General features: G+C 46.7%; 23 protein-coding genes and 1 pseudogene. 11 read left to right on the top strand and 13 right to left on the bottom strand.

Annotated elements, in window-relative coordinates; translation table 11 throughout:
- Window positions 1-84: 84 nt before the first annotated feature.
- Window positions 85-1,434, bottom strand: a complete 1,350-nt coding sequence (locus tag QUA50_RS03365; RefSeq protein WP_333260175.1) for a D-alanyl-D-alanine carboxypeptidase — start codon at window positions 1,432-1,434, stop codon at window positions 85-87.
- A 366-nt stretch (window positions 1,435-1,800) separates the two neighbouring features.
- Window positions 1,801-2,136: a ribbon-helix-helix domain-containing protein gene (locus tag QUA50_RS03360; protein WP_039886507.1), complete on the bottom strand. Its 336-nt coding sequence runs from the start codon at window positions 2,134-2,136 to the stop codon at window positions 1,801-1,803.
- 592 nt (window positions 2,137-2,728) lie between these two features.
- Here QUA50_RS03360 and QUA50_RS03355 point away from each other — a divergent pair.
- Complete coding sequence (locus QUA50_RS03355; protein WP_333260179.1) at window positions 2,729-3,244, top strand: HNH endonuclease; 516 nt, start codon at window positions 2,729-2,731, stop codon at window positions 3,242-3,244.
- Between the two features lie 160 nt (window positions 3,245-3,404).
- Entirely contained in the window at window positions 3,405-3,803 is a 399-nt protein-coding gene (locus QUA50_RS03350; RefSeq protein ID WP_333260182.1) for an alr0857 family protein, read from the top strand.
- A 161-nt stretch (window positions 3,804-3,964) separates the two neighbouring features.
- Here QUA50_RS03350 and QUA50_RS03345 read toward each other — a convergent pair whose 3' ends face one another.
- The 3 genes from QUA50_RS03345 to QUA50_RS03335 all read right to left on the bottom strand — a co-directional run bounded on the left by QUA50_RS03345 (window position 3,965) and on the right by QUA50_RS03335 (window position 7,395).
- Window positions 3,965-6,085, bottom strand: a complete 2,121-nt coding sequence (locus QUA50_RS03345) for a ShlB/FhaC/HecB family hemolysin secretion/activation protein (RefSeq protein ID WP_333260185.1) — start codon at window positions 6,083-6,085, stop codon at window positions 3,965-3,967.
- 33 nt (window positions 6,086-6,118) lie between these two features.
- Window positions 6,119-6,352 (bottom strand): hypothetical protein, encoded by a 234-nt coding sequence (locus QUA50_RS03340; protein ID WP_333260188.1) that lies wholly within the window; start codon window positions 6,350-6,352, stop codon window positions 6,119-6,121.
- Window positions 6,353-6,516: 164 nt separating this feature from the next.
- Entirely contained in the window at window positions 6,517-7,395 is an 879-nt protein-coding gene (locus QUA50_RS03335) for a DUF928 domain-containing protein (RefSeq protein ID WP_333260191.1), read from the bottom strand.
- Between the two features lie 422 nt (window positions 7,396-7,817).
- Between QUA50_RS03335 and QUA50_RS03330 the strand changes: the two genes are divergently transcribed.
- Window positions 7,818-9,509, top strand: coding sequence for a transglutaminase family protein (locus tag QUA50_RS03330; protein WP_333260265.1), 1,692 nt, complete (start codon window positions 7,818-7,820; stop codon window positions 9,507-9,509).
- 108 nt (window positions 9,510-9,617) lie between these two features.
- Entirely contained in the window at window positions 9,618-9,758 is a 141-nt protein-coding gene (locus QUA50_RS03325; protein WP_190736053.1) for a hypothetical protein, read from the top strand.
- A gap of 351 nt (window positions 9,759-10,109) precedes the next feature.
- Here the strand turns inward: QUA50_RS03325 and QUA50_RS03320 are convergent, their stop codons facing one another.
- Both QUA50_RS03320 and QUA50_RS03315 read right to left on the bottom strand, forming a co-directional pair.
- Window positions 10,110-11,096, bottom strand: coding sequence for an aldo/keto reductase (locus QUA50_RS03320; protein ID WP_333260193.1), 987 nt, complete (start codon window positions 11,094-11,096; stop codon window positions 10,110-10,112).
- Between the two features lie 327 nt (window positions 11,097-11,423).
- Window positions 11,424-12,335 carry an alpha/beta fold hydrolase gene (locus tag QUA50_RS03315; RefSeq protein WP_333260196.1) on the bottom strand — a complete coding sequence of 304 codons (912 nt, stop codon included), beginning with the start codon at window positions 12,333-12,335 and terminating at the stop codon, window positions 11,424-11,426.
- Window positions 12,336-13,031: 696 nt separating this feature from the next.
- Here QUA50_RS03315 and QUA50_RS03310 point away from each other — a divergent pair.
- Window positions 13,032-13,520 (top strand): anti-sigma regulatory factor, encoded by a 489-nt coding sequence (locus QUA50_RS03310; protein WP_333260198.1) that lies wholly within the window; start codon window positions 13,032-13,034, stop codon window positions 13,518-13,520.
- A 246-nt stretch (window positions 13,521-13,766) separates the two neighbouring features.
- On the opposite strand, the gene QUA50_RS03305 is transcribed toward QUA50_RS03310, so the two are convergent.
- On the bottom strand, window positions 13,767-14,042 hold the full coding sequence (locus QUA50_RS03305; RefSeq protein ID WP_333260201.1) for a DUF6439 family protein: 276 nt from the start codon (window positions 14,040-14,042) through the stop codon (window positions 13,767-13,769).
- 118 nt (window positions 14,043-14,160) lie between these two features.
- Between QUA50_RS03305 and QUA50_RS03300 the strand changes: the two genes are divergently transcribed.
- Together QUA50_RS03300 and asnS are read left to right on the top strand one after the other, a co-directional pair.
- Entirely contained in the window at window positions 14,161-14,526 is a 366-nt protein-coding gene (locus QUA50_RS03300; RefSeq protein ID WP_333260208.1) for a DUF2203 domain-containing protein, read from the top strand.
- A 119-nt stretch (window positions 14,527-14,645) separates the two neighbouring features.
- On the top strand, window positions 14,646-16,037 hold the full coding sequence (gene asnS, locus QUA50_RS03295; RefSeq protein WP_333260210.1) for an asparagine--tRNA ligase: 1,392 nt from the start codon (window positions 14,646-14,648) through the stop codon (window positions 16,035-16,037).
- Between the two features lie 80 nt (window positions 16,038-16,117).
- Here asnS and QUA50_RS03290 read toward each other — a convergent pair whose 3' ends face one another.
- Together QUA50_RS03290 and QUA50_RS03285 are read right to left on the bottom strand one after the other, a co-directional pair.
- The gene (locus QUA50_RS03290) at window positions 16,118-17,599 is read right to left on the bottom strand and encodes a pitrilysin family protein (protein WP_333260213.1); all 1,482 of its coding nucleotides are present in this window, start codon (window positions 17,597-17,599) and stop codon (window positions 16,118-16,120) included.
- Between the two features lie 179 nt (window positions 17,600-17,778).
- On the bottom strand, window positions 17,779-19,374 hold the full coding sequence (locus QUA50_RS03285; RefSeq protein WP_333260216.1) for a pitrilysin family protein: 1,596 nt from the start codon (window positions 19,372-19,374) through the stop codon (window positions 17,779-17,781).
- 387 nt (window positions 19,375-19,761) lie between these two features.
- Between QUA50_RS03285 and QUA50_RS03280 the strand changes: the two genes are divergently transcribed.
- Window positions 19,762-20,379, top strand: a complete 618-nt coding sequence (locus tag QUA50_RS03280; RefSeq protein ID WP_333260219.1) for a helix-turn-helix domain-containing protein — start codon at window positions 19,762-19,764, stop codon at window positions 20,377-20,379.
- A gap of 88 nt (window positions 20,380-20,467) precedes the next feature.
- On the opposite strand, the gene QUA50_RS03275 is transcribed toward QUA50_RS03280, so the two are convergent.
- Entirely contained in the window at window positions 20,468-20,830 is a 363-nt protein-coding gene (locus tag QUA50_RS03275; RefSeq protein WP_333260222.1) for a hypothetical protein, read from the bottom strand.
- 75 nt (window positions 20,831-20,905) lie between these two features.
- Here QUA50_RS03275 and QUA50_RS03270 point away from each other — a divergent pair.
- Window positions 20,906-21,085, top strand: a pseudogene (locus QUA50_RS03270) (TetR/AcrR family transcriptional regulator); the annotation flags it as partial.
- A gap of 68 nt (window positions 21,086-21,153) precedes the next feature.
- Here the strand turns inward: QUA50_RS03270 and QUA50_RS03265 are convergent.
- A complete protein-coding gene (locus QUA50_RS03265) occupies window positions 21,154-21,516 on the bottom strand; it encodes a hypothetical protein (RefSeq protein ID WP_333260225.1) in 363 nt (120 codons plus the stop codon).
- A 120-nt stretch (window positions 21,517-21,636) separates the two neighbouring features.
- On the opposite strand from QUA50_RS03265, the gene QUA50_RS03260 reads away from it, so the two are divergent.
- Window positions 21,637-22,512 (top strand): cobalamin biosynthesis protein, encoded by an 876-nt coding sequence (locus QUA50_RS03260; RefSeq protein ID WP_333260227.1) that lies wholly within the window; start codon window positions 21,637-21,639, stop codon window positions 22,510-22,512.
- Between the two features lie 4 nt (window positions 22,513-22,516).
- Here the strand turns inward: QUA50_RS03260 and QUA50_RS03255 are convergent, their stop codons facing one another.
- The gene (locus QUA50_RS03255) at window positions 22,517-22,885 is read right to left on the bottom strand and encodes a phage holin family protein (RefSeq protein WP_333260230.1); all 369 of its coding nucleotides are present in this window, start codon (window positions 22,883-22,885) and stop codon (window positions 22,517-22,519) included.
- A gap of 109 nt (window positions 22,886-22,994) precedes the next feature.
- Between QUA50_RS03255 and QUA50_RS03250 the strand changes: the two genes are divergently transcribed.
- Complete coding sequence (locus QUA50_RS03250) at window positions 22,995-23,492, top strand: pentapeptide repeat-containing protein (protein WP_333260233.1); 498 nt, start codon at window positions 22,995-22,997, stop codon at window positions 23,490-23,492.
- The last annotated feature ends 328 nt before the right edge of the window (window positions 23,493-23,820 follow it).

The following is a 23,820-nucleotide window of genomic DNA, read 5'->3' as shown; positions in this document are numbered from 1 at the left end:
CGGGCCCGTCATGAGTGGACGGGCGGGACGCCCATCCCACTTTTAAGAGTGGAAGTTATTTAATTCTCATTCCTAAGCCTCAAATCAATTGACAATTTCGCTGCGAGATACCTTACTACTTCTAGCAGGATTTGGCGTTAATTCCGGCGGCGAAACTTGAACACTTCCCCACTCATTCAAAAAGCTTTTCAGCAAAACCTCTTGCTGAGTGCGAAATGTCTCGACATTGGCCCCTCCATTCATAATTACAAACCACACAGTTTCTTGTTTTTGAGTTGGCAAAGCTCCGCCCAAAGCGCTAACATTATCCAACGTACCAGATTTGATTACTGCTAATGGGGGAAGCGGTCGTTCTGACAGTATTCCTTTATCTTTCCCCACTACAGTTAAGACATCAGCAACTGTCATGCTGTAAGGTTGAAGATAGCGTTCTAAAGCGATAAACAACGCGCAAGCAGCCCGAGGAGAAATGAGATTTTCTTCGCTCAATCCCGAACCGTTGACGAGCTGAATTTCTGCGGGCGGAACTCCGGTTGCTGCGGCTGCTTTTTGCGCGACTGTTTGGGCGCCACCGACAGTATCAGCTAGCATATCTGCCATGAGATTGTTGCTGTACTGATTCATTTTTTTGATCAGTTCAGCAAGGGGCAAAGAATAATGTTTGACTAAAGGCTGCACATCGTTGGGAGATGCTGGCAAAACTTGTACAGTACCCTCAATTGCTATTTGGGGTTTCGGCGTATTTGGAGGCAGAGTTTGATACTGGGCGGCGGCTTCGCTGGGCCAGATTTGACTGTTCAATCCTTGTTTGAGCAATTCTCCCGATTTGAGGGGATCGAGTTCAAAGTTCATGTAAAACTTATTGACAATTATTAAATTGCCAGTGACTCGCTTGATGCCTTTTTGACTTAAGGCGTTACCGAGGGCGATCGCCTCTTCCCAAACAAACAACGGATCTTCGCTTCCCTGAACAATTAAATCACCTTTTAATACGCCGTTTTCAATTTTTCCCGTTGTACCAATTAAGGTAATAAATTGATGTTCCGGCCCGAATTGTTGCAGCGCTACGAGAGAGGTTGCTACTTTGGTAATAGAAGCGGCTGACAGAGGAACGGTACCTTGATGATTGGCTAGCAAAGTATTGCCCGATTGCATCCAGACGCCTTGGTTTTCTTTGGGAAAACCTTGGGCTGCCAACCCGTCGAGATATTGCTGGATTTTGGTATTTGTGGGGGTTTCGGGATTGGTAGCAGAGACTATTAAGGGCTGAGGCTGACTTGGTTTAACTGGTGGCGGGGAGGATTCAGCTACAGGAGAGGGAGATGCAAGTTCCGGCGATTTAGTAGCGGCGCATCCGGCAATAATTGTGAGAAGGGCGATCGAACTCGCGGCAGTCAAGTAACGGTTTTTCAGCATTACGTTAATTTTTTTCATCAAATGTACGATCGTCTGTTCGGCACGCCCGATGGAAAGTTTAGCACTCTTCTCGCGCGTCGGGCGAGCCTCCGGATCTGTATTACCAAACTCCCGAACCGCTAAAGTTGCCTATCTTCTTCTCAATTAGGACTTACGAATCAATACCAAAGAAACCGGGTTTTTTAGCCATATTCAATGCCTTGATGCAGTATTTTCGTAGAAAAACCCGGTTTCTGCCTCCTGGATAGCCGATCGGACTTCGCGCACTTCGCGTCGCAAGCGGTTAGTTAAATAGATATCCTGGAAATGCTTCGGGATTTTATATTCCGCGCCTGGGGTGAAGGCCCCAGGCCGATCGCTCTCACAAATTCTCGATAAACTCGTTTATCCTGCCATACTCCCTATACTCAGCGGCACCATTTCGCCGTGCATTGTCAGGCCTAATAACATCGGCCCGCCCGGTCGAATCAACTCTCCTGTAAGGGCGCAGCGTTCCTCCTGCTGTGCTGTGGCATTAATGCTGGCTCGAATATCCGATCGAGAAAACATCTGCCGATACTCTCCAGACTTCTGCTGCACGTAATTCCAGAGCAAATCTCGAATCAAAGCTTGATAGCCTTGATTCCCCGCGAGCTCTTTAAGTCTCTCCTTGAGCTCTCTTTCGAGTCGAATGCTGGTGACTTCCATTTCAGTGGTTGAGGTTCTAGGTAGGGTATGCATAATTTTTTCTCCGTGACGGGTGGACATATGTGTAATATCAGTGTAGTATGTTTACAGCTAGATTGAAAGCCTCTTAACCAGCTTCTGCCGACTTTGAAATTTCTCCCCACCTACTCCACCTATCAACTGAAGTGCGATCGCCCCACGGGTCGCTCCGAGTCGTTACGGCACGTCTTTAGCACGGGTTTTTCGACTGTGGCAGCGACTTCGTGGGCGGGCAGATGCCTAATTAAACCTGGTTATAGTGGATTAGGACAAATTGCAGAAATTAATTACAACGAGGTAGACCGGGAGGGTCTGCAAGTGGCACAGCCAGATCGAGAGACGCGAAGCGGGAGGTACAGCTAAACTACTGTACCAAGACAAGATGAAAATTTGCATGAAAGCAGTTTTTCTGGCCCCCGCTTCTAAGTAACAGAAGCGGGGGCATTTTGATTGGATATTTGAGAAATTCGATCCGCTTGGGGAACTGGCAAAAAATCAGATGTAGCCAATGCAGGCGTTGCACCGAAAATTCCAAATCCCAAATCCCAAATCCCAAATCTAAAATCTAAAATCTAAAATCCAAAATCCAAATGAGGAGGAACAAGCCGTGACCGTAGTAACTGATGTATTGAGGCAATCTGTGGTGGTATTTTCTCAGAATTACCTACCGATGAGCCGTGTCAACATCAAACGGGCGATCGTACTTTTGGTAACAGGCAAGGCTGAACCTCTGGATTTTAGCATCGGCAACGGCTGGCTGGTGCGATCGCCCAGCACCAGCATCCACGTACCCGAACAAATCCGCTTGACTTTTGGCAACAGGGAACGCCTGTGGAAAGTGCCCCCGGTGAATCGCCGGGAAGTTCTGCGCCGCGACGCTCATTCTTGCCAATACTGCGGTAGCAACCGGCATTTGACGCTGGATCACGTGATGCCTCGATCCAAGGGCGGCCCGCATACTTGGGACAACGTGGTGACTGCTTGCGAACGGTGCAATTCTCGTAAGGGCGATCGAACTCCCGTAGAAGCTGGAATGCCTCTGCGAACTAAGCCGAAAGCCCCCATACACCCCACTGTTGCTTTTGCCGAACTGTTTTGGCACGAATACCAAATTGGGGAATAGGGAATGGGAAGAATTTTAGATTTTAGATTTTAGATTTTAGATTTTAAATTGATGCGTAATGCTCATCTAAAATCTGCCCTAAATCCCAATTCCCAATTCCCTACCGCCAATTTTCAATTACCAATTTTTAACTTTCAATTCCAAATTTAGGGCTGTCAATATGCTGAAGTTGACTTATACTGAAACGGGCTTTAACCTAGAGCGTTTGGCTCAATCTCCCGAACAGTTAGTGGCGCTGCGAGTTGTGCTGGCTATGCGAGTTGGTCAAAGCATCAGCGTCGAACCGAGCACTGCGGCATTTTTGCTGCCCGCGAATTTGCCGGCGCTGTCTCTGTTGGAATCTGAGGCGCGCCGAAACGACAATGATGCGATCGCCCTTTGTGTTGCTGATGCTGACTTTGTAGAAGTGACTCTGCGCGGTACGTGGATTTCTGATGCGTCTGAGGGGGCCCAGGGCGTGTTTGCGACTGTTTTGGGCGATCGGGCAGAGCTCTTGCTGCTCAAACTCTGGCTGGAAACTCAGGCTGCTGCGGAGGTTGTCGGGGAAGTCGGCGATTAATATCGGATGTGGAAGGAAGAGGAAAGAGGGAAGAGGGAAGAGGGAAGAGGGAAGAAGGAAGAAGGAAATATTTTCTTCATTTCCCACTCCCCCACTCTTCCCATCTCCCCTCTGCCATAACAGACAATTTGTATGGGTAGCAGAGCAGCAAATCGCTCTTTTTAGGGTGTATAAATTATGTTGAAGTAAATGCCGTTATCTTGCAGATTGTCGCCTTTATCGCTAATTCTCACCAAAGGAAAAGCGTAATCTACGCGCAGGTTTACTCGCTGTATCGGTTCCCAAATTACCCCCAAACCTAAACCTGCTAAAAAGGTCTGATTTGTTAATTTATTAGGATTGTTCGCAACGTTCCACACCGTACCCGCATCCAAAAATGGAGCTAATTGTAGTTTGGGATTTCCCGAAGCATCGCGCTGCAAAGTAATCCGATCTTCGATGGAAACTCTGAGGCCGTTATCGCCAGAACGGACATTTTGGCGGTAGCCGCGCAAAGATTGTCCGCCACCAATTACAAATTGCTGGGAAGGCAACAAACTATTAGCTGACAACTGCAAGTCTGCCTGCAAAATTAATAAATGTTTGTCATTCAATCGCTGTACTCGCTGCACTTGACCCAGCCAACTCAAAAATTGTCCGTCGGGATCGGAACCTTCGTTTTGAGTAGCATCAAACAAGCTAGTGCCGATCGTAAATTGCGATCGCACGGCCCAAGCGCCCTGCGGGTCGCGGCGAATGTAGTCCTGTCCCAGCTTAATTGCACTCGTAGTGCTGACACCATTGGAGTCCGGGCCGGTGCCAAAAGGAAACGGTTCGCCTTCGAGAAAAGTTCTGCCTGTCTGATAAGTAAAACCGGCAGATAAGGCAAATTCTTCGATCGGCGTTCTCCGCAGCGGCTGGCGGTAACTAACTTCAAATAAATGCGATTTTCCCGAAATGTCAAAAGTGTCAAAAGGTGCTTGTACGATACTGTTGCGATTCGGTGCAGCCCTCAATTGCAAAGTGCCGTTCATCGCATTTAGCGGCACGCGATAGCTGAAATCAAACACGTCTGAATCGCCGAGCGATCGGTAATAAGCTGCTGCCAGTTCGTCGCCATTTCCTGTTATATTGCGATGCCGCAAACTAACTCCCAATCTTTGGGAACCGACACTGGGAGGCGAGTAATTGTCAATGCTGAAACTAGGTTGAAATGGATTAGCTTCCGAGACTCGGACGATCAGAATGCTCTCGGCTTCATTATCCCCGGCCCGCAGACTGGCTTCTACATTGTCAAATAAAGGATCGACCCGCAGCAGCCGGAGTTGGTCTTCTAAGGAAGCTGTGCTTAAAGGCATTCCGGCACCGAGTCGAATCCGGCTGCGGATGTAACTTGGATTCAATCTTTTAGTTCCTTCTACCTCAATTCGGGCTAGCTTGCCTTCAATCACTTGAATTTGGACTACCCCTGCGGTGATAGTTTGGGGCGGCAAGATTGCTCTCGAAGTGATGTAGCCACGATTGAGGTAAATTTCGGTAATTTTGTCGGCGATTTGTTTGAGCTGTTCTAGGGTGCTAGAACGGCCTTCTAACGGGTTGACTAAGGCATTAATTTCATCTTGGCTTAAAATTGTGCTGCCAATAACTTGAATTTTCTGCACATCAATTGGTGTATTCGGCAGCGTTGGGGGAACTGGCGACGGGGACTGCGGCGCTACTGTGGGCGGTACTTGGGGAGGTTCTGGGGAAGGCTGCGGGGCCGGTTGCAGAAATCGATCGCGATTTGGATCGGGCTCCGTCGGCGGCGGCGGCAGGTTTGGAGGCAGCGAGGGTTGGTTCTGGGCTAAAACATGATTGCAATCTAGCGGGTTCTGACATTGGGGCTCGTTGTCAACCAGATTTTTTGCTACGGGCAACAGGCCCGTACCACAATCAATCAAACTGCTTGTGGAACAGGCATCTTGCCTGTTCTGTGCCCGGTTCGATTGTGTTTCTGGTTCAGGGTTGGTCTCGCTCAAATCGGGGATTGGATTTAAGTTTGTTGCTGTTTCATCCTGCTTGATTTCCAGTTTTTGCAGTGCTAATACTTGATTGCCCGTATCTGCTGAGTTGTCAGCCGCGAGGGGCAACTGAGAAATATCGGAAGTTTGGGATATAGCTTTATTGGCATAAAAGCAAGCGACCGGGAGCGCAGTTAGAAGTGAAATTCCCAACCGAAATAGTGCAATATTTGCATTCGGGCGCATAATTAATAATTTCTCTAAAATAAGTTTGTCGGCTGCTTGACTATGCCAGTTTATCATTTAGTATTAGGAGAAATTTGACCGTCAAAATTTTCACCGCCCGCCTTTCAAGATGCCAAAAGTCTGAACTGCTGCTCGGTACAAAAATTTTAATTTCTTTAGGACGATCGACCAAACAACCCCCAACAGGCAAAAATCATCTGGGGCGCTGCCAAATACCGCGCTCGAAACCGAGTTTTTCGTACTTGCTGCACCCCTCATACCATGTGAGATTTGAGATTTGGCAATGACTCGCCCAAAAACGGATACCGTGCCCCGAATGCTCATCAGTGTAGATCCTAAAATTTTAGACTCCTGTTCCTGCTCCCAGATTCCATGCAGCAAGTAAATCTAAAATCTAAAATCTAAAATCTAAAATCGACTGACTTATGGCTATCAGGGTTTGGGGCACGGGCCTACCGTTGCATTCTTTGCGTGAAACTGGTGTTGAATTATTTTCTTGTGATGGGTGTTAACTCACTTGTGACTAGGGGTTCTTGGGCTATTTTGCCGAGTTCGACTGAATTCAAAACTGCTGACCATTCGATCGCTAAACTGGCATCGCTGGGAGACTGGATACGCAATTGAGCTAGAGTTGCCAGGTACTCGTACCAGAGATTTTGTTGGGCGAAGATGCTGAGCTTGGTGAGATCGGACGATCGATCCAACTCTGTTTTCACGGTTGGGGCGACTGCGGTGCGGTTGATCCACCCGGAAACGAGAACATCATCTTTTGTATTTTTTGGGTTGCATTTGATAGTAAAGTACCATTGATAGTTTTTGCCAACTTCCAAGGCTGGCGAGTTGTCGTCGGAGTCGAGGCTGACGCTAACTACACCTGCACGGCTAGTTACCATGCGAAAACTTTTTTTGTATAGTGTTTTGTCCCTTTCGTCTGCTAACTCAAACTGAACTGTTTTGTCTAGGGCTACGGGAAGGTAGTAGAAAAATGTTGGCTTTGCTGATATGGTTTGCCCCATAGTTGATTGGGGAATCAAGGCAGTTAAGGCAGTGGTGGCCGTGGGGCATTCTAAGCCGCGGGTTCCTCCCCCTTCCCGCCTTCCGGGTACTCCGTCCTGTGGCGGTTGAAAGCTATTCCAGGCGGCTCCCAATTGCTCGCTGTTCGGTCTACTTCCGCTTGCTTGGACGGGTTGAACTGTTTGCCAGTTGAGGGGTAGCTGCGGTCTGGATGGGCTCTGGACAATGTTTGCGGGAATGTTTGCGGGGCTGTTGAGAGCCTCTGCTGGTATTAAAAAACTACCGGCGGCCAGTGCCTTTAAAGACAGAATTAAGGAAAGAGCACCGATATTTAGAGCAGACTTCAAAGCCATGACGAACCTGCCTTCTGATGAACCTAGGAACTTTATCGCACGGTTTTATTCTATCCAAGGTTTTGACCGATATAGTAATCTGTTGTACTTAATTTATATCTTCAGGCAGATACGATTATTTGGGTCGCTCCGATCAACATAGAATTCTCTGTCGCGTTTGTCAGTGGTAGCTTAGTAGTTATACTTACTTCCATTCACTGCTGCAGGTTGGGTTGAGCTTGTTAAACCCAACTTTGACAAAGACTAATATTCGGGATGTTTTAACTCTAGCAAGAGGCTACAACGCGTCTTTTGGTAAAAACACCTGGTTGATGCGTCAGTCCTGGATATCAGGAAACTCGGCAATTTTGCTGGTGAACCTCAAGCGATCGGCTACAAGTTACAAATCAGTTTTTGTGTACAATACCGGCAAGAAATTTAGCATGAATCTCGATTCACCTGTTCTCTCGGACAAACAGCCTTCGGGGCTGCGGATGGTCAGACCCATCGGAGTCTTGGCACTGCACGGCATTGCTTTTTTAGGAAATAGGTTGTTCGCTGTCGATCGCGCCGAAGGGCTGCTATTGGAGATCGATCGAGAAAGTGACAACACTACTGTTTTGAATCCTTATCAAACGGCTAAGTTTGCCGGCGCAACGGGGCTGGCTATTTCGGAAGATACTCTCTGGTTTGCGCGGGATGAGGATATTTGTTGCTGTCGGGGCGCAGTTCGGGACGGGGCGATCGCTGAACTCAAACCGGAACATTTTGTTTCGCTTTCTTATGCTGCTGACGGGATTGCTGTTTGGAAATCTACGCTTTATGTGACTTGCCAGAGATTGAGCTCTATTTTGGTTTTTGACCTGAAAAATGGTAGAGAAATTACTCGGTTTTACGCCCCCGGTATTGGGGTAGAAAATATCACAGTCCGGGATGAGGAAATTTGGGTTTGCGACAAGACTGAGCAAACTGTTTACTGTTTGGAACGGGGAACTGGAGACATTAAATTTAGCGTTTTGACTCCGTTTGAGTCGCCTTCTGGTTTGGCTTTTCACAAGGATTCCGAAACCGGGGAGGAGGTTCTGTACGTGGCTTATGCCGGGGATGAACTTTACATCCGGGATGACCCGAATTCGGAAGATCCTTTTCAGTTGACGAAGCGCGATCGCACTTTTATTCAGCCTTTGTCTTTTCACTACAATGAAGCCGATCGCTACGCTTTGTCAAACGGTTTTTTGATGGAAATGTCTTATGTGGAGGAACTGTCTCCTCTCGATGAGGTAGAAATCGAAAATTTGGAGTGGCGGATTGCTTTGCCTTCGCAAACTCACCGGCAAAAGGTTAGGAAAATTACGCCGATTGGAATGCCTTTTACTGAGGAAATTCAAGAAGGGGAACGGGTGGCGGTGTTTAAGTTCGATCGCCTGCTTAAGGGGGAACGCCGAATTTTTGGCTGGAAGGCTTTGTTAGAAGTTCGATCGATTAAGTATCAGTTGTCACCTAGGGATGTCGAAAAGATTCCGAAGCTGTCGCCGGAGTTTGCAGCTAAGTATTTGGTGGATAATGACAATTTGGCGATGGATACGGAGATTGTGCGATCGGCTGCTGTGGCTGCCATTGGCTCGGAAACTAACATTCTCAGGCAATTGCTGAGCATTCGTAATTTTGTTTACGATCAACTTTCTTACGGAATTAGACCTCACATTGACACTCCCGATATTGTGCTGCGTCGCGGTATCGGTTCCTGCGGCGAATACGTGGGACTTTTGTTAGCTTTGGCTAGGTTAAACGGAATTGCTTGCCGCACTATCGGCCGCTACAAGTGCCCCGCTTTTGGTGACAGAAAAGGTGTGTCGCTAGAGCCGGATTTCAATCACGTTTGGCTGGAATTTTACATTCCGGGTTTTGGCTGGGTGCCGATGGAATCTAATCCTGATGATATTCAAGACAGAGGCCCTTATCCGTTGCGATTTTTTATGGGTTTGGCTTGGTATCACGTAGAAATTGGCAAAGGAATTCGGTTTCAAAGTCTCACTAGCGGCGGTCTTCCTTTAAATAAGGAAGAGGTTTCCGTGGGAAGTCTGGCAATTAATCATGTGAGGTTTACCATTTTGTCAGAGTTGCCAGCAGTTTGAAGGGAGTGTTAACAGTTAACAGTTAGCCGTCTAAATTCAACTGTTAATTGTTAACATTTTTCCTCTAAAATCGAAGGTATAAAATGTAAAATCAGAGGAAGAGGGGTTGTGGAATTTTCGATTGCTAATTTTCTCGTTTTAGTGGCCTTTGTACTACTGGTGACGGTGACTGGCGGGGTCGCTTATTTGACTTCTGTTGAGTGGCGCGATCGCAGGCGGTTAGATAAGGCTAAACGGAAAAAAAAGTAGCTCTTTGCTGTTGACAAAGTGCATTTTTTATGATAAAAAACAAGGCGAGCCAACCCGCTCGCCTTGTTTTGTGATTTGAGGTATTTTCACCGCAGATGATATCAAGTTTGGTAACATAAACGTTGTAGGTTCGTAGTGAGGACTTGAGTTTTCATACAAAACTATGATTCATATCGTTTCCGGTTGGATCGGAAGGATTTAACCACAGAGAACGCAGAGAAGACAGAGGGAGATAAGAGTGATGAATAATTCCGAGGAAGCGTGGATTTGAGACCGCGGGCGGGACGCCCGCGACACAATAAAAACACTAAAATAAACACAGATGAAAAAGGGAATTTTGGAGTTGATATCTTAAGTCCACTGTCGGAAAAATGTATTTTCTTGCCAAGCGGCGGCGGTGCGTTTTTCAAGTGCTGCCATTTCTGTTGGGTTCAGGGGTTTGAATGCTTGGGCGACTTTTAAGTTTTCTTCTAATTGCTTTACTGACTCGGCGGCGATGACGCAGCAGTGCACGCCGGGAAGTGAAAGCGTGTAGCCCATTGCTTGGTGCATTCCATCTAAAACACCGTTCTGAAATAATTTGCCGTAAGCTGGTATTTTCATGGCTATGACGCCGATGTTTTTGGCTTTGGCCACTGGTAAAGCGCTGGTAACAAAGGAGCGCGGGTGATGTTTTTCGGCGGCGTTGAGGCAGATTAATGTTGTGTCGAAAGGATAGCGCTCCAAGCCTGCAGCAATGATGGCTGGTTCGTGGTGTCCGGTGATGCCGGAAAAACGAATTATTTTTTGCTGTTTGGCTTCTTCGATCGCTTTTATTGCTCCTTTGGTACTGAAAATTTGGTCTAATTCTGTTTGGAATGAGACGTGGTGGAGTTGCCACAAGTCTAGCCGATCGGTTTTCAATCTTTTGAGCGATCGCTCTAAGTCTCTCCACGCGCCGTCTCTGTCTCTGGCGGCGGTTTTTGTGGCTAGGAATAGGCGATCTCGATATGGTGGCAAAACTTTGCCTAAGTTTTCTTCGCTGGGCCCGTAGTCGGCCGCCGTGTCAAAATAGCTAATGCCTAGTTCGATCGCCCGTTCAATTTGCACCGCTGCTTCTGCTTCTCTTCCCGGCTGCGACAGCGGTGTTTGTCCTGCCCCCCCCAAACCGAAAATCGGCACTTTCACGCCGGTGTTGCCTAACAGTCGTTCTGGCATTTTTACTGTGGCGGCCGCCTGGTTATTGGGTGCGGCTATGATTTCCCGATCCTGCTGTTCGATCGCCTTAGCGCCTGCAATGCCGCTGGCAACAGCTATACTGCTCAATATAAAATTGCGGCGAGTCTTTTTGCGGATCATTGTTTCCGTCTCCTCAGAATATGTAAGTTGAGATTAACCCGAAAGTTAAATGAAGTCATCAGTCATTAGCTCTCTTTTGTCACTTCTGGCGAGAGTATAGCGGTATGGTGCGTCGCTCATTGATAGTCGTCAACAATCAGAATTCTGGCGGCGACGCACCCTACTTTAATTAGAATAGGAGTAGGATAATCATCTCTACCGAAAGTGACAGCAGAGGGTTAGTCATTAGTCATCAGTCATTGGTAATTGGTTATTGATTATTGGTTATTTGTCCTATGTTACTTGTTCGTTCTAATAACCAATAACCAGTAACCCATACCCCATGCCCTATGCCCCATGCCCTATGCCCTTGTCAATTATCCATGCGCGAATCAGTTCGTTTATCTGTTCTGGTACTTCGTCGTGAGGACAGTGACCGGCTTTGATAAAGTGTTCTGTTAACTGCGGATAGTGTTTGCGAAATTTGGCGCTTCTTTCTGTGGAATTCATCCACGGATCGCCTTCTCCCCACAGCATTAGCAACGGGCAGGTTAATTGACTAAGTAATACGTCAATTTTTTCGCCTTGGGGTGTTCGGAATACGGAGGCGAATACTTTGGGGGCACCGGGATCGCAGGAGGGAAGGTATATTTCTTCTACTAATTGGTCTGTGACGGCGCTTTGGTCGAGATAAACTTTTTCTAGGGTTTTCCGAATTGTCGATCGCTGGCGCACGTACTGGAACAGCAAAAAACTTGCCCAATCTTGCTGAAATAAGGTTTTAGCTACCGCAGATATGGCTTTTTGCAAGGGCGGGGCTTCGGGTGCGGGCTGCGGTTCGCTGAAGGGGCCGGCGCTGTTGATTAATATGAGTCCGGCTGCTGATTCGGGGCGTCCGGCTGCTACACACAAGGCGGCGTAGCCTCCGAGGGAGTTGCCGGCTAGTACGGCGGGCCGGCCGATGATGTTGGTGATAAAGTCGTGGAGTTGGTCGCGCCAGAGGTCGCCGCTGTACTGTAATTCGGGTTTTGCCGATCGCCCGAATCCCAAAAGGTCGATCGCCCACACTTCAAAGTCTTTGCTCAGGCCGCTGATATTTTTGCGCCAGTGGTCTGTGGAAGCGCCAAAACCGTGAATTAACAGCAGGGGAGGGCGTTCTGGATGCCGATCGCTGGATCGAACGTAGTATACTGAATGCCCTCGCCACTGCCAGTAAGTGCCAGCTATGGGGGCTGCGGTGATGGCTGGGGTTGTTTGCATAGTGTAAAGAAATAATTATTTACTTTAACTATTGTATCGCGACATTCAGATTTATATAGTTTTACCAAGGAGCAGAAGTTGCGCCAGCAAAGGATTGGTCAATTTGGGCGAGTTGAGATATCGGGTTCTCACGCACTCAGAATTAATAAGTTTTGTAACGAATATTGATTTTGTGAGGGGCGCAGCAATGGGAGATATTTGACCCGATCGCATTTTGGATAATAAATTGGGTTTTGGCTGCAACATACCTAGGTATGATGATTTTGCTGTTTAGCGGCAAAAGCAAGTTCTAGGCGATGGCGCTTGCCTAGGGGCTGCGAGGGTCGAACCTGATGGGCGAGGGTGAAGGGATCGACTTTTTTATAGTTATTGGAGAGCTTTTCCAGGTGGGGATCGTTTGTTCAAGAGGTGTTGACGGCTTCGAAGATGCAGCTAGTCGTTTGGTTGCTAGCTGGCAAAAGCTGAGATCAAAATTTCGCAGGTGGGAGAACTTATAAGTAAAATTACTGATGGTTCTCTGCAGAAGTTTCTCAGAATCGCTGAATATTTTGTGACGTGGTTTGCTGTTCTTAATTGCTTGGATACTCTAAGATATAAGTAGAGCTGCGCCGCTCAATTAATTAGCATTTTGAATACTAGGGAGCCAACTATGCAGGGTGTGAACTTTATCCACCTGAAAGTTAGGGAGTTTTCTGAGTGATTGCTATTTCACCTCGTCCCGTCGGACGCAATTGGATTACTATTAGCTTCGCTTCTACCCTATACCTTTGTCCTATTTTGGATCTGCTCCTAGCAGAGGTGCCAGAAATCTGGCAAGCCCAATTGCGGTTGGGGCTTCAAGAAGCTTTGGTAAATGCTGCTAAGCATGGAAACAAATTAGATCCCGGTAAAACTGTTGGAGTCCGTTTTTCGATCGTCCAAAACCAATATTGGTGGGTGATATCGGATGAAGGTTCTGGCTTTAAGGCTCCTTGCAGTTGCAACCTTTATACCGATGATTGCGACAATCTCCTCGCAGAGGAGGTTGCAGATGACTCTGGACTGCCCCATGTGGAACAGGAATGCGGTAGGGGGTTGTTTATTCTTTACCAAATATTCGATCGGGTTGAGTGGAATTCTCAAGGTACCGAGTTACGGCTGTGCAAAGAACTTCCGAGTCGCTATCGGCTGCCGGGGTTGCGCTAGCACCGCTATGAAAGCAGCAGTTTTCACCTCAGCTATACCTGGAAATTTTTTCGTTCCCGGACAGAAGTTTGCAGTGAGAATTTGAACGCTATGGCTATTGATAGCTGATCGTAATGCAAAATGTGAGTTTTGAGTTAAAAAAGTATAAATCTTTTGAACTCACAATCGCGCTGCTCGATAGAGCGGCGCGATTGTCTAAGTTTTGAGCAACTACTCAAGCCAAAACTCCAGAATCAAAACTCAAAATCATTTGCCGTGGGTGGGACAGGGAGGAGCAGATATCGATCGATCCAGCCATCCTGCAGCTTGTTGTAAGCGCGGGAGAGCTTCTTCTGGCTGTTTTTTGAGCAAAAAGACCAAAGCGGCCGCAGCTTGCTCTCCGGCCCGCGCGGAACGGTTGGCTTTGAGGCGGTGCCAATCTTTTTCGTGGATGGCGAGGCGCGCGGCTAGAGCTTGGGCTAGTTCTACCGTGCTCAGCTCGTTGAGGTTGACAGTTTGGGTTGTTTGTGTAGTTTCAAGCATAATTGGCAATTATACGGATTTGGCTGCCGTTTCAGAATTTTAAAAATATACTGCATATAATAACAACTTAATTGGAAATCGGTTTTTTTTATTATTATTGTCAGATTTGCAGATCGAAATGCCTCAACAGCCGTCAGAGTTAAATCCCGAAGAGCAAGAAAGTGAGTTTGTTCAAGCGATCGCAGCAGTTGAGCGAGCGCTCGCGGCAGTCAAAGAACGGTACACTCAAATTCAGGTCGATCGACAGCGCCAAGTAGAACTCGGCCATCGGCGCGAAGAAATCCGCCAGTCTAAACGCCAAAATCCCTTGCCCCAACTCAAAAAAGAATTGCGGGAAATTGAGCAAGAATTGGAAACTATCGAGTTGAATTTAGAAAGCAGCCTGTTTTCTTGGGGAAGCATAAAACAACCTTTTTGGCAAGCAGTTCGCTTTGGAGGACTCGGCATTTTGATCGGTTGGATTTTGAAATCCTATGCAGGTTGAAGGATGTTGGGAGTTAGAATTTGGGATTTTTTTATTTACCGCAGAGGGCGCAGAGGGCGCAGAGGAAGATAAAAGAGAGAAATATGGTGCAAAATATTAAATAAACAGGAGTGGATATTATGACAAATCAACGAATTGCAGCAATTTTGCGCGCTGGTGAACCCGACGAAACTGTAACTGTTCAAGGCTGGGTTCGCACTAAGCGCGAATTGAAAGATTTTGCCTTTGTCGAAGTTAACGACGGTTCGGCGATGGCTAACTTGCAAGTAGTCATAAATTCCGATTTGCCAGATTTTGAAAATGTACTGAAACAACTGAATACAGGTGCATCTTTAGAAGTGTCGGGTGTGCTGGTAGCGTCTCCAGCAAAAGGACAGCGAATTGAGTTGAAAGCTTCACAAGTACAAGTTTACGGCGATGCAGACCCGCAAACTTACCCGCTGCAAAAAAAGCGCCATTCCTTTGAATTTTTGCGGACAATCGCGCATTTGCGCCCGCGCACAAACACCCACGGTGCTGTCTTTCGAGTCCGCAATGCTTGTTCGGCGGCGGTACACCAATTTTTTCAAGAACGCGGTTTTTTGTGGGTTCATACTCCGATTATTGCTGCTAGCGACTGCGAAGGTGCGGGGGAAATGTTCGCTGTTACTAATTTTGATTTAAAGAATGTGCCGCGCACTGATTCGCAAGAGGTTGATTATGCTAAAGATTTTTTTGGAAAGCGCGCCTATTTAACAGTTAGCGGCCAGTTGGAAGCGGAAGTTATGGCGATGGCTTTTGGCAATGTTTACACTTTTGGCCCTACTTTTCGAGCGGAAAATTCTAATACTTCGCGGCATTTGGCTGAGTTTTGGATGATTGAACCGGAGATGGCTTTCTGCGATTTGCAGGGAGATATGGATTTGGCTGAGGCGTTTTTAAAGTATATTTTTAAATACGTTTTGGAACAATGCCCGGAAGATATGGAGTTTTTCAACGAGCGCATTGACAAAACGGTTTTGGCTACTGCTGAAAATATCATTAATAATCAGTTCGAGCGGATTACTTATACTGAGGCGATCGCACTTTTGGAAAAAGCAGACAAAAAGTTTGATTTTCCGGTAAGTTGGGGCTTGGATTTGCAGTCGGAACACGAGCGTTATTTGGCTGAGGAGTTGTTTAAAAAGCCGACAATTGTCAGCGACTATCCTGTCGGAATTAAAGCATTTTATATGCGTTTAAATGAGGACGAAAAAACGGTGCGAGCAATGGATGTTTTGGCTCCTAATATTGGGGAAATAATCGGCGGTTCGCAGCGGGAAGAAAGGCTGGATGTGTTGGAGCGGCGCATGGAAGCGCAGGGTATGAATAAGGAGGAATTGTGGTGGTATTTGGATTTGCGCCGCTACGGTACTGTGCCTCATGCTGGCTTTGGTTTGGGGTTTGAGCGGTTAGTGCAGTTTATGACGGGAATGGGGAATATTCGGGATGTGATTCCGTTTCCGAGAGCGCCTTTGAGTATTGATTTTTAGTTGAGGATTGTGCGGCACAGAGGAGGGACACGGCATTGCCGTGTCCTTACCCGCACCTGCGACTCACAATCACAAATAAATTAAGTCGCCGAGGGAATTGTGATATCAACAGATTGCACTTTGACCGAAGTTCCCAAACTCGATAACGGCGGTTGAATTGCCTCCGTATTTCCCACTACTAATGTTACCAGATTCTCCGGTTTCAAGTAAGTCTTTGCTACGCGCTGCACGTCGGCAATTGTTGCTGCTTCGATGCTGCGGCGGTAGCGAAAAATGAAATCTTCGGGATAACCGTAGTATTCGTAGCGAATTAATCGCGACAAAGTTTGACTGGGATTTTCAAATTTGAAGATGAAAGAATTTAGGGTGGAATCTTTAGCAAAAGCTAATTCTTCCGGGGTAATTGGTTCGGTGCGGATACGATCGATCTCGGCGCGAATTGCCTGGATAAACGGTACGGTGGCATCCGATCGCGTTTGCCCTCCTGCGACAAACACCCCCGGATAGTCATATCTCGGACTCCAAGCCGCGTATACTGAATAAGCTAAGCCTTGGCGCGATCGCACGTTATTAAACAAACGACCGCCGAAACCGTTGAGAACCCCGTTCATCACGTCCAAAGCACCGTAATCTGGACTGCTGAGCATTCCGCCCAAATGTCCCATTTGCACGTAACTTTGACTTAATTGCGGCTGATTTACCAAAAATATGCCGCCGTCCTTTGCTGGCGATACCGCTGGTAGTGCAGGCACTTCTGCACTTTGATTCGGTTCCCAGTTGCCGAATTTTTCCTCGATCTGCGATCGCATTTTAGCTGTATCAAAATCGCCAGCAATACCCAAAATCATATTCTTGGGATGGAAATATTTCTGATAGAAACTCACCACATCGTCGCGGGAAATATTGGCGAGGGTTTTGTATTCTACCGTGCGCGCGTAAGGACTGCGATCGCCATAAACTAACTTTTGAAACTCGCGGCCGGTAATATCGTCAGGATCGTCATTGCGGCGGGCGATCGCACCTTGAGTTTGGTTCTTCGCTAAATCTAACTTTTCCTGAGCAAATATTGGCTCCCGAATCACTTCCGCAAATAAGTCAAACACGGGTTCCAAATCTTCAGCTAAAGCACTAAAATTAGCCGTACCAGAAGCAACATCAATCCCCGTTTCTACCGAAGCTGCTCGCTGTTCTAGCAACTGATTTAATTCATCAGCAGTATGCCGGCTCGTACCGCCAGTTCGCATCACTTCTCCCGTCAAACCTCCCAATCCAATTTTATCGGCAGGTTCAAAACGCTCGCCCGTGCGAAATAGCGCCGTTCCCCCGACTAACGGGAGTTCCCGGTCTTCCATAAGATACACCCGGATACCATTTTTCAGCTCGAAGCGAGTATATTTAGGCAGTTTAATTTCCGACAGCGGGGGAAATGTTAATTCGTCGTAGTGTTTGGGTGCCGCCGCAAAGGACGGTAACAAATTAAACGTGCCCAGTGAAACAGTAAAAAAGCACAGCGATAGCAGAAATAACTTTACTTTTTTCAGTCTCAATTTAGTTTTTTTCATTCTTTCTCCAAGGTTTTCTAAGTTGACAATTCGAGGCAGAGCCTCGCCGATATGCGTTCCCAGGCAGAGCCTGGAAACGAGTGTTTATTCCCTCTTCCTTCTTCCTTCTTCCTTCTTCCGCCGGACATCGAACTGACATCCGTTACATCCGTTACAGAATCCGTTGCCGAACCTTCTGATTACAGCGGCAAAAGCTTACCAATCGTGCGATTTTCCGGGCGGAAAGTTGCTTGAGAGACACGCTGAATGTCAGCGGGAGTAACAGCCGCGATCGCATCCAATTCCTTAAACAAATTTCGCCACGAACCGGTGTTTACTTGATAGTCCACCAGCGAAAATGCCATGCCCATATTAGAATTGAGCGATCGCAACAAATCGGCTCTCGCCTGAGTTTTCACTCGCTCCAATTCCAAATCAGAAACCGGCTCAGTTTTCAGGCGATCGATTTCCTTCCTCAAAGCGGAGGCTACTTCATCAACCGTGCGGCCCGGAGCAGTTTGAGCGTAAAATAACATCAAATTCGGATACTTTTCCCCCGGATAACCGCTGAAACCTTGAGCAGCCAGCGCCAATTGCTGTTGTTCTACCAAAGATTTGTAGAGCCGAGAAGTGCGGCCATCGCTGAGCAAAGAACCAATCATTTCATAAACCGCATTGTCGGGATGATTCATCGCCGGTTTGTGGTATCCTTCCAAATACCAAGGTTGCGTTTTTAATTGCAGCGTCACTTCCTTAGTTTGCGTTTGGGGAGGTTCGACAATCTGCAATTCTGGAGGGGCTGGTGAAGCCTTGTAGCGGCCGAAATAAATTTGAGCGAGTCGCTTCACATCCGAAGCTTTCACGTCTCCTACCACCGCCACAGTCAGCTTGCTGGGGACATAGTGAGTATCGAAAAACTTCTGCACGTTGCTGCGGGTGAGGTTTTTAATGTCTTCAGTGTAGCCAATTACGGGGCGGCGGTAGGGATGAACAGAGAAAGCTTTGTTGGCAAAAGCTTCAACCATTTGTCCGATCGGAGAATTCTCGGTTCGCAGCCTGCGCTCTTCTAAAATTACCTGTTTTTCTTTGTAAAATTCCCGAAATACTGGTTCTAGAAATCGCTCTGATTCCAGCGACATCCACATTTCTAACTTATTAGCTGGCAGGCTGTAAAAATACATCGTAGCGTCGGTGGAAGTAGCGGCATTTAGTCCGACTCCGCCTGCTTGTTCGACTATTTTGCCCAGTTCATTGCGCTTGACAAATTGCGACGCTTCGGCTTCAACTTTGTCAAATTCTGCTTTTAATTGGGCGACTTCTTCAGTTTTGCCGCTGGCCTTGGCTGCTTGCATTTGCTCGAAGAGTTGGTCTTGTTTTTCTAGCAGCGGCTTTTCGGCTTGGTAGTCGGTAGTGCCGATTTTTGGCGTGCCTTTGAAGGCTAAATGTTCGAGATAGTGAGCGACTCCGGTTTGGCCGTCGGGTTCGTTTGCGCCGCCGACATCGGCGTGAATCAGAAACGATGCTACGGGCGCTCTGGGCCTTTCGAGTACGATGAATTTCATGCCGTTGTCGAGCTTAAATTCGCTGACTTGGCTGATTACTCGATCGAGCGACGGTTGAACAGAGACTGCTTGGGAGCCGCTAGCAGGGTTGGGGCGGGCAAGGGCTATTTCGGGGGAAACTCCCCACCACAGCAGTACAGCGGCCAGCAGGGAGGCAATGAATCGAGTTTGGCTCACGGGCGATTCCCTAGGGGATAGCTTCGCTTCACGGGGTTTTTGGAACTGCGGGGTCATTCGATTTTAGATTTTAGATTTTAGATTTTGGATTGTCAAACAAAAAATGTTTGCGCTCGGCGGCCAGAGATTCTTTTCTCAGGATAAAGATTTTTGGAGGCATCAGCGATCTGTTGCGCCCCAGATGTTAGGCTGATACAGCAAATCTCAAAAAGGGTCATGGGATTTTAGATTTTAGATTTTAGATTTTGGATTGTCAAACGGCAAGAAGTTTATGCCGAATAACAAGAGATGCTTAAAAAGCATAAAGATTTTTAGGGCCATAAGCGAAATGTTGCGTCACTTCCAGTTTAAGATTAAAGTCACGCACAACTTAAAACTTAACATAATTTAGTTTTTCAGTCCCGAACCCGTAGTTCCAAGTCGCCAATTACCGATTGCAAAGCCATGCGAATTTTTAATCAGTCTCCTCCTTCTGAAACAGAAACCAAGAAGCGGATTTTACAAGCCGCTCAGCGGTTGTTTGCCCGCAGCGGATACGACGGGACGACAACTCGCGATTTAGCAGCAGCGGCTGGGGTGGCAGAGGGTACGCTATTTCGGCATTTTGATAATAAAAAAGCGATTTTGATTGAGGTGGCGACGGAAGGATGGGTGGAGTTGCTGACGGATTTGCTGACTGAATTAAGCGAGATGGGCAGTTACAAAGCCGTGGCTCAGGTGATGCGGCGGCGGATGCTGAATATCCGGGAGAATAGCGACATGATGCGGGTGTGTTTTTTGGAGGCGCAGTTTCACCCGGATTTGCGCGACAGAATTCAGTTGGAAGTCATCGGAAAAATGAGTGATGTGGCTGAGGCTTTTTTTGAAACGGCGATGGAAAAAGGAGTTTATCGGAAGATGAATCCGAAGATTGTCGCTCAGGTATTTTTAGGAATGTTTGCAGTCGCGGGTTTCAGTCAAAATACGATTATGGAGCCGAATGCTTCTGTGCAGGAAATGCAGGAAATGGCCGAAGGACTTGCTGATATTTTTCTGAATGGGGTTTTACAGAAAGATCAATAATTAGTCATTAGTTATTAGTTATTGGTTATTTATTGGTTATTGGTTATTGGTTACAACCAATAACCCGTCACCCATCCCCAATCCCCAATTACTCTATAAACTCGTACATCTTTTGCACCCACTTCTCCCGATTATCCAGCCATTCATCCGTCACTACTTCCCAGGTTGTATTGCTTTCAAGTTCTAGCAATAGACTTGATACTTCTTCCAGAGTCGATGCTACATGACATTCTTCTACCCAACTTTTACGGATCATTTTCCAGAGACTTTGTACCGCTTCTCGCTGAAAATTTGATTCTAATTCAACTAGCAATTTTGCTAGGTGTTGTTCGTCACTTGCTGCTGATACCTCGCTCATCCAACAGTCGCGACGTTCTTTCCATTCTTCAGTCACTGCGTCCCCGTTTAGGTGGGCTTGAAACTCTAACAGTAATTGGTTTAGTTCTACCATATTAAATTTTGTCTTGTTTGCAGTTTGTGCTATTTTTGTACAAATTTTATTGATGGAGAATGTTGGTTTTTTATAATGAGCTATGTGGCTGAGGCTTTTTGGGAAACGGCTCAGGTATTTTTGGGAATGTTTGCAGTCGCGCCCTTCAGTCAAAATACGATTATGAAGCCGAATGCTTCTCGGCAGCAAATGCAGGAAATGGCTGAAGGAATCGCTGATATTTTTGTGAATTGGGTTTTGCAGAAAGATGAATAATTAGTGATTAGTCATGAGGAAATTTTATAGTCTGAAAACGCATATATACAGGCTCTGAATCCTCGAAACTACTCATTAAAGTTGTTCATTTGCTGTACCCATTGGTCGCGATTTTCCTGCCATTCATCGGTCATCGCTTCCCAATTTGTATTAGTTTCAAGTTCTAGCAATAAACTTGATACTTCTTGAACAATCGATGCTCCAAGACATTCTTCTACCCAACTGTCTCGACGCTGTTGCCACTGAATATCCACCGATTCCCACTTCAAGTGATATTCCAGTTCAACTAGCAATTCTGCTAGATATGTCAGGTTAACTGATGCTGCCACATCGCTAACCCAACTTTCCCGGCGGTCTATCCATTCTTTTGTCACTCCTTCCCATTTGATGTTGCTTTCAAACTCTAACAGTAACTGATTTAGTTTTACCATCTTAAATATCGAGCTGTTTGTAGTTTATGCTACAATTATACCAAAAATTTCAATAAACAAATTGTTAATTTTTTTTTTACATGGCGATTGCAGTGAAACTACAGAATAGATAACTGAATAATGAGCGATGAATTTACTTTAGATATGCTAGAGATTCCCCGCGGTTGGAGGCGGGGCGAAGGTGACTGGAAAGGAGTGGCGGCGGCTATTGCTAGAGGGGAAACTGTCGAAGTAATTCAAGAAGTTGGTTCTACTTTGTGGCAAAACAGTCTGCCAGAAAAACATTCTTTGTATTGGGAGGGTGAAAATTTATCAACTATCAAAGCCCGAATTTGGATTAGTTTCACGCAGAGAAGATTTTCGCCGGAATCTGCTTTGCCAAAGGTTCAGTGGCATCCGAGAGTGTTGTGGGTAGGGATAGGTTGCGAACGCGGAACAGGGCGAGAATTAATCGAAACTGCGATTAAACAAGTATGCCGTGCTTATCATTTAGCCGAAAGTGCGATCGCAGGTATTGCTACAATAGACACTAAATCAGGTGAAGTCGGCTTGCTGGAACTTTGTCAAGCGCGAAATTGGCCGTTACAAACCTTTGCGGCTGACATTTTAAGTTCCGTAGAAGTCCCCAATCCTTCAAATATTGTAGTCAAACAAGTCGGGACGCCCAGTGTAGCAGAAGCTGCTGCACTTTGTGCGATCGAACTGATATCTTGTACCATTCTCAAGAACAGGCAAGATGCCTGTTCCACAAAGAGTGAATCTGCTTGTGGGGTGGGCATAGAGCCCGCCCATACCATTCTCAACAACAGGCAAGATGCCTGTTCCACAAAGAGTGAATCTGCTTGTGGGGTGGGCATAGAGCCCGCCCAGCAAAGGCTTTTAGTCCCTAAACAAATATTTCGCGCTAAAAATCCCCCCCTTTCACAAGGAGGGGTGAGGGCGGGTTCTGCGGTAACAGTAGCGGTTGCAGTTTGCCCGATCGAGTATCTGGGATAATGTATTACTGAGCCAAAGTATTGGCATTCACAAATCGACCGATTAACCCAGAAACGAATGACAACACAATGGAACCCACCAAAGCCGGCCAAAAACCGTTAACCACAAAGCCGATACTGAACACACTCGCTAACCAGGAAGCCAGGGAAAGCGAAATTGCATTCACAACGAATAAAAACAAACCTAAAGTAATAATGGTCAAAGGAAGCGTCAGCAATGTAATAATCGGTTTGACAACTGCGTTCACCAATCCGATAACAACAGCAGCCAGCATCGCCGCCGGAAAGCTAACCACCGCCATACCTGGTACAATGTTAGCGGTAATGACCAGCGAAACCGCTGCTACTATCCAAGTTAAGAAAAAACTTAGCATATCTTTTTTTCCATCTCCATTACTATTTATTAAGATTGTAACTGTTTAGTCGATCGACCCAAGTTCGGGATACACTACGAAATACCCACCTTGCAAGAATATCAGACTTATGAAACTCCGGCAACTAGCGGCATTCCTATTCGCGCTAACTATCTTCATCCTCCCGCGGCCTGCGCTGGCTCAATCTAAATATTACGCTCCTCCGCTGTCCTTTAGCAACGCCGAACTGACAAGACGCGATTTTTCCGGTCAAATGCTGCGGGCCGCTGAGTTTTCTAACGCTAATATGGACTTGACTAATTTTTCTAATGCCGATTTGCGGGGAGCAATTATGAGCGCTTCGGTGATGACTGAGGCGAATTTGCACGGAGCCAATTTAACTAATGCCATGATAGATCAAGTTAAATTTACTAAGGCAGATTTAAGCGATGCAATATTAGCAGAAACAATTTTGCTGCGTTCTACTTTTGATGGAGCTGATATCACCGGTGCTGACTTTACTGATGCAATTATGGACGGCTCGCAAGTTAAAGAATTGTGCACAAAGGCTACCGGGATTAATTCTAAAACAGGGATTTCTACTCGCGATTCTTTGGGATGCCGCTGATATCATCTTCGGTCAATTACTGATGATTGTTTGTTGGGCGAGGGCGGGTTTTTGAGATTGTTTGTTTGGGGCGATTATGGTTGGTGGAACCCGCCCCTACGAAACCATATTTTGTAGGGGTGGGTTCCACTAAAAATATGTAACGATTACCAGCAATTTAGATCGACCCGTTCCCACACCGCGAAGAATTCACATTAACCTGATATTTGCATTCAATTCCCCAATCTAAATGATGGTTGTTTGTTGGGTGGGGGCGGGTTTTTGAGATTGTTTGTTTGGGGCGATTATGGTTGGTGGAACCCGCCCCTACGAAACCATATTTTGTAGG

The sequence above is a fragment of the Microcoleus sp. M2_D5 genome, assembly GCF_036701935.1.
In the GTDB taxonomy this organism is placed as follows: Bacteria; Cyanobacteriota; Cyanobacteriia; order Cyanobacteriales; family Microcoleaceae; genus Microcoleus.
This window is presented reverse-complemented; position numbering and strand designations above follow the sequence as displayed.

Excerpts from the sequence above, each read along its gene's own strand:
- QUA50_RS03365 (WP_333260175.1), bottom strand. The coding sequence starts at position 1,434 with ATGAAAAAAATTAACGTAATGCTGAAAAACCGTTACTTGACTGCCGCG.
- QUA50_RS03360 (WP_039886507.1), bottom strand. The coding sequence starts at position 2,136 with ATGCATACCCTACCTAGAACCTCAACCACTGAAATGGAAGTCACCAGC.
- QUA50_RS03350 (WP_333260182.1), top strand. The coding sequence starts at position 3,405 with ATGCTGAAGTTGACTTATACTGAAACGGGCTTTAACCTAGAGCGTTTG.
- QUA50_RS03345 (WP_333260185.1), bottom strand. The coding sequence starts at position 6,085 with ATGATAAACTGGCATAGTCAAGCAGCCGACAAACTTATTTTAGAGAAA.
- QUA50_RS03340 (WP_333260188.1), bottom strand. The coding sequence starts at position 6,352 with ATGAGCATTCGGGGCACGGTATCCGTTTTTGGGCGAGTCATTGCCAAA.
- QUA50_RS03335 (WP_333260191.1), bottom strand. The coding sequence starts at position 7,395 with ATGGCTTTGAAGTCTGCTCTAAATATCGGTGCTCTTTCCTTAATTCTG.
- QUA50_RS03330 (WP_333260265.1), top strand. The coding sequence starts at position 7,818 with ATGAATCTCGATTCACCTGTTCTCTCGGACAAACAGCCTTCGGGGCTG.
- QUA50_RS03320 (WP_333260193.1), bottom strand. The coding sequence starts at position 11,096 with ATGATCCGCAAAAAGACTCGCCGCAATTTTATATTGAGCAGTATAGCT.
- QUA50_RS03315 (WP_333260196.1), bottom strand. The coding sequence starts at position 12,335 with ATGCAAACAACCCCAGCCATCACCGCAGCCCCCATAGCTGGCACTTAC.
- QUA50_RS03305 (WP_333260201.1), bottom strand. The coding sequence starts at position 14,042 with ATGCTTGAAACTACACAAACAACCCAAACTGTCAACCTCAACGAGCTG.
- QUA50_RS03300 (WP_333260208.1), top strand. The coding sequence starts at position 14,161 with ATGCCTCAACAGCCGTCAGAGTTAAATCCCGAAGAGCAAGAAAGTGAG.
- asnS (WP_333260210.1), top strand. The coding sequence starts at position 14,646 with ATGACAAATCAACGAATTGCAGCAATTTTGCGCGCTGGTGAACCCGAC.
- QUA50_RS03290 (WP_333260213.1), bottom strand. The coding sequence starts at position 17,599 with ATGAAAAAAACTAAATTGAGACTGAAAAAAGTAAAGTTATTTCTGCTA.
- QUA50_RS03285 (WP_333260216.1), bottom strand. The coding sequence starts at position 19,374 with ATGACCCCGCAGTTCCAAAAACCCCGTGAAGCGAAGCTATCCCCTAGG.
- QUA50_RS03280 (WP_333260219.1), top strand. The coding sequence starts at position 19,762 with ATGCGAATTTTTAATCAGTCTCCTCCTTCTGAAACAGAAACCAAGAAG.
- QUA50_RS03275 (WP_333260222.1), bottom strand. The coding sequence starts at position 20,830 with ATGGTAGAACTAAACCAATTACTGTTAGAGTTTCAAGCCCACCTAAAC.
- QUA50_RS03265 (WP_333260225.1), bottom strand. The coding sequence starts at position 21,516 with ATGGTAAAACTAAATCAGTTACTGTTAGAGTTTGAAAGCAACATCAAA.
- QUA50_RS03260 (WP_333260227.1), top strand. The coding sequence starts at position 21,637 with ATGAGCGATGAATTTACTTTAGATATGCTAGAGATTCCCCGCGGTTGG.
- QUA50_RS03255 (WP_333260230.1), bottom strand. The coding sequence starts at position 22,885 with ATGCTAAGTTTTTTCTTAACTTGGATAGTAGCAGCGGTTTCGCTGGTC.
- QUA50_RS03250 (WP_333260233.1), top strand. The coding sequence starts at position 22,995 with ATGAAACTCCGGCAACTAGCGGCATTCCTATTCGCGCTAACTATCTTC.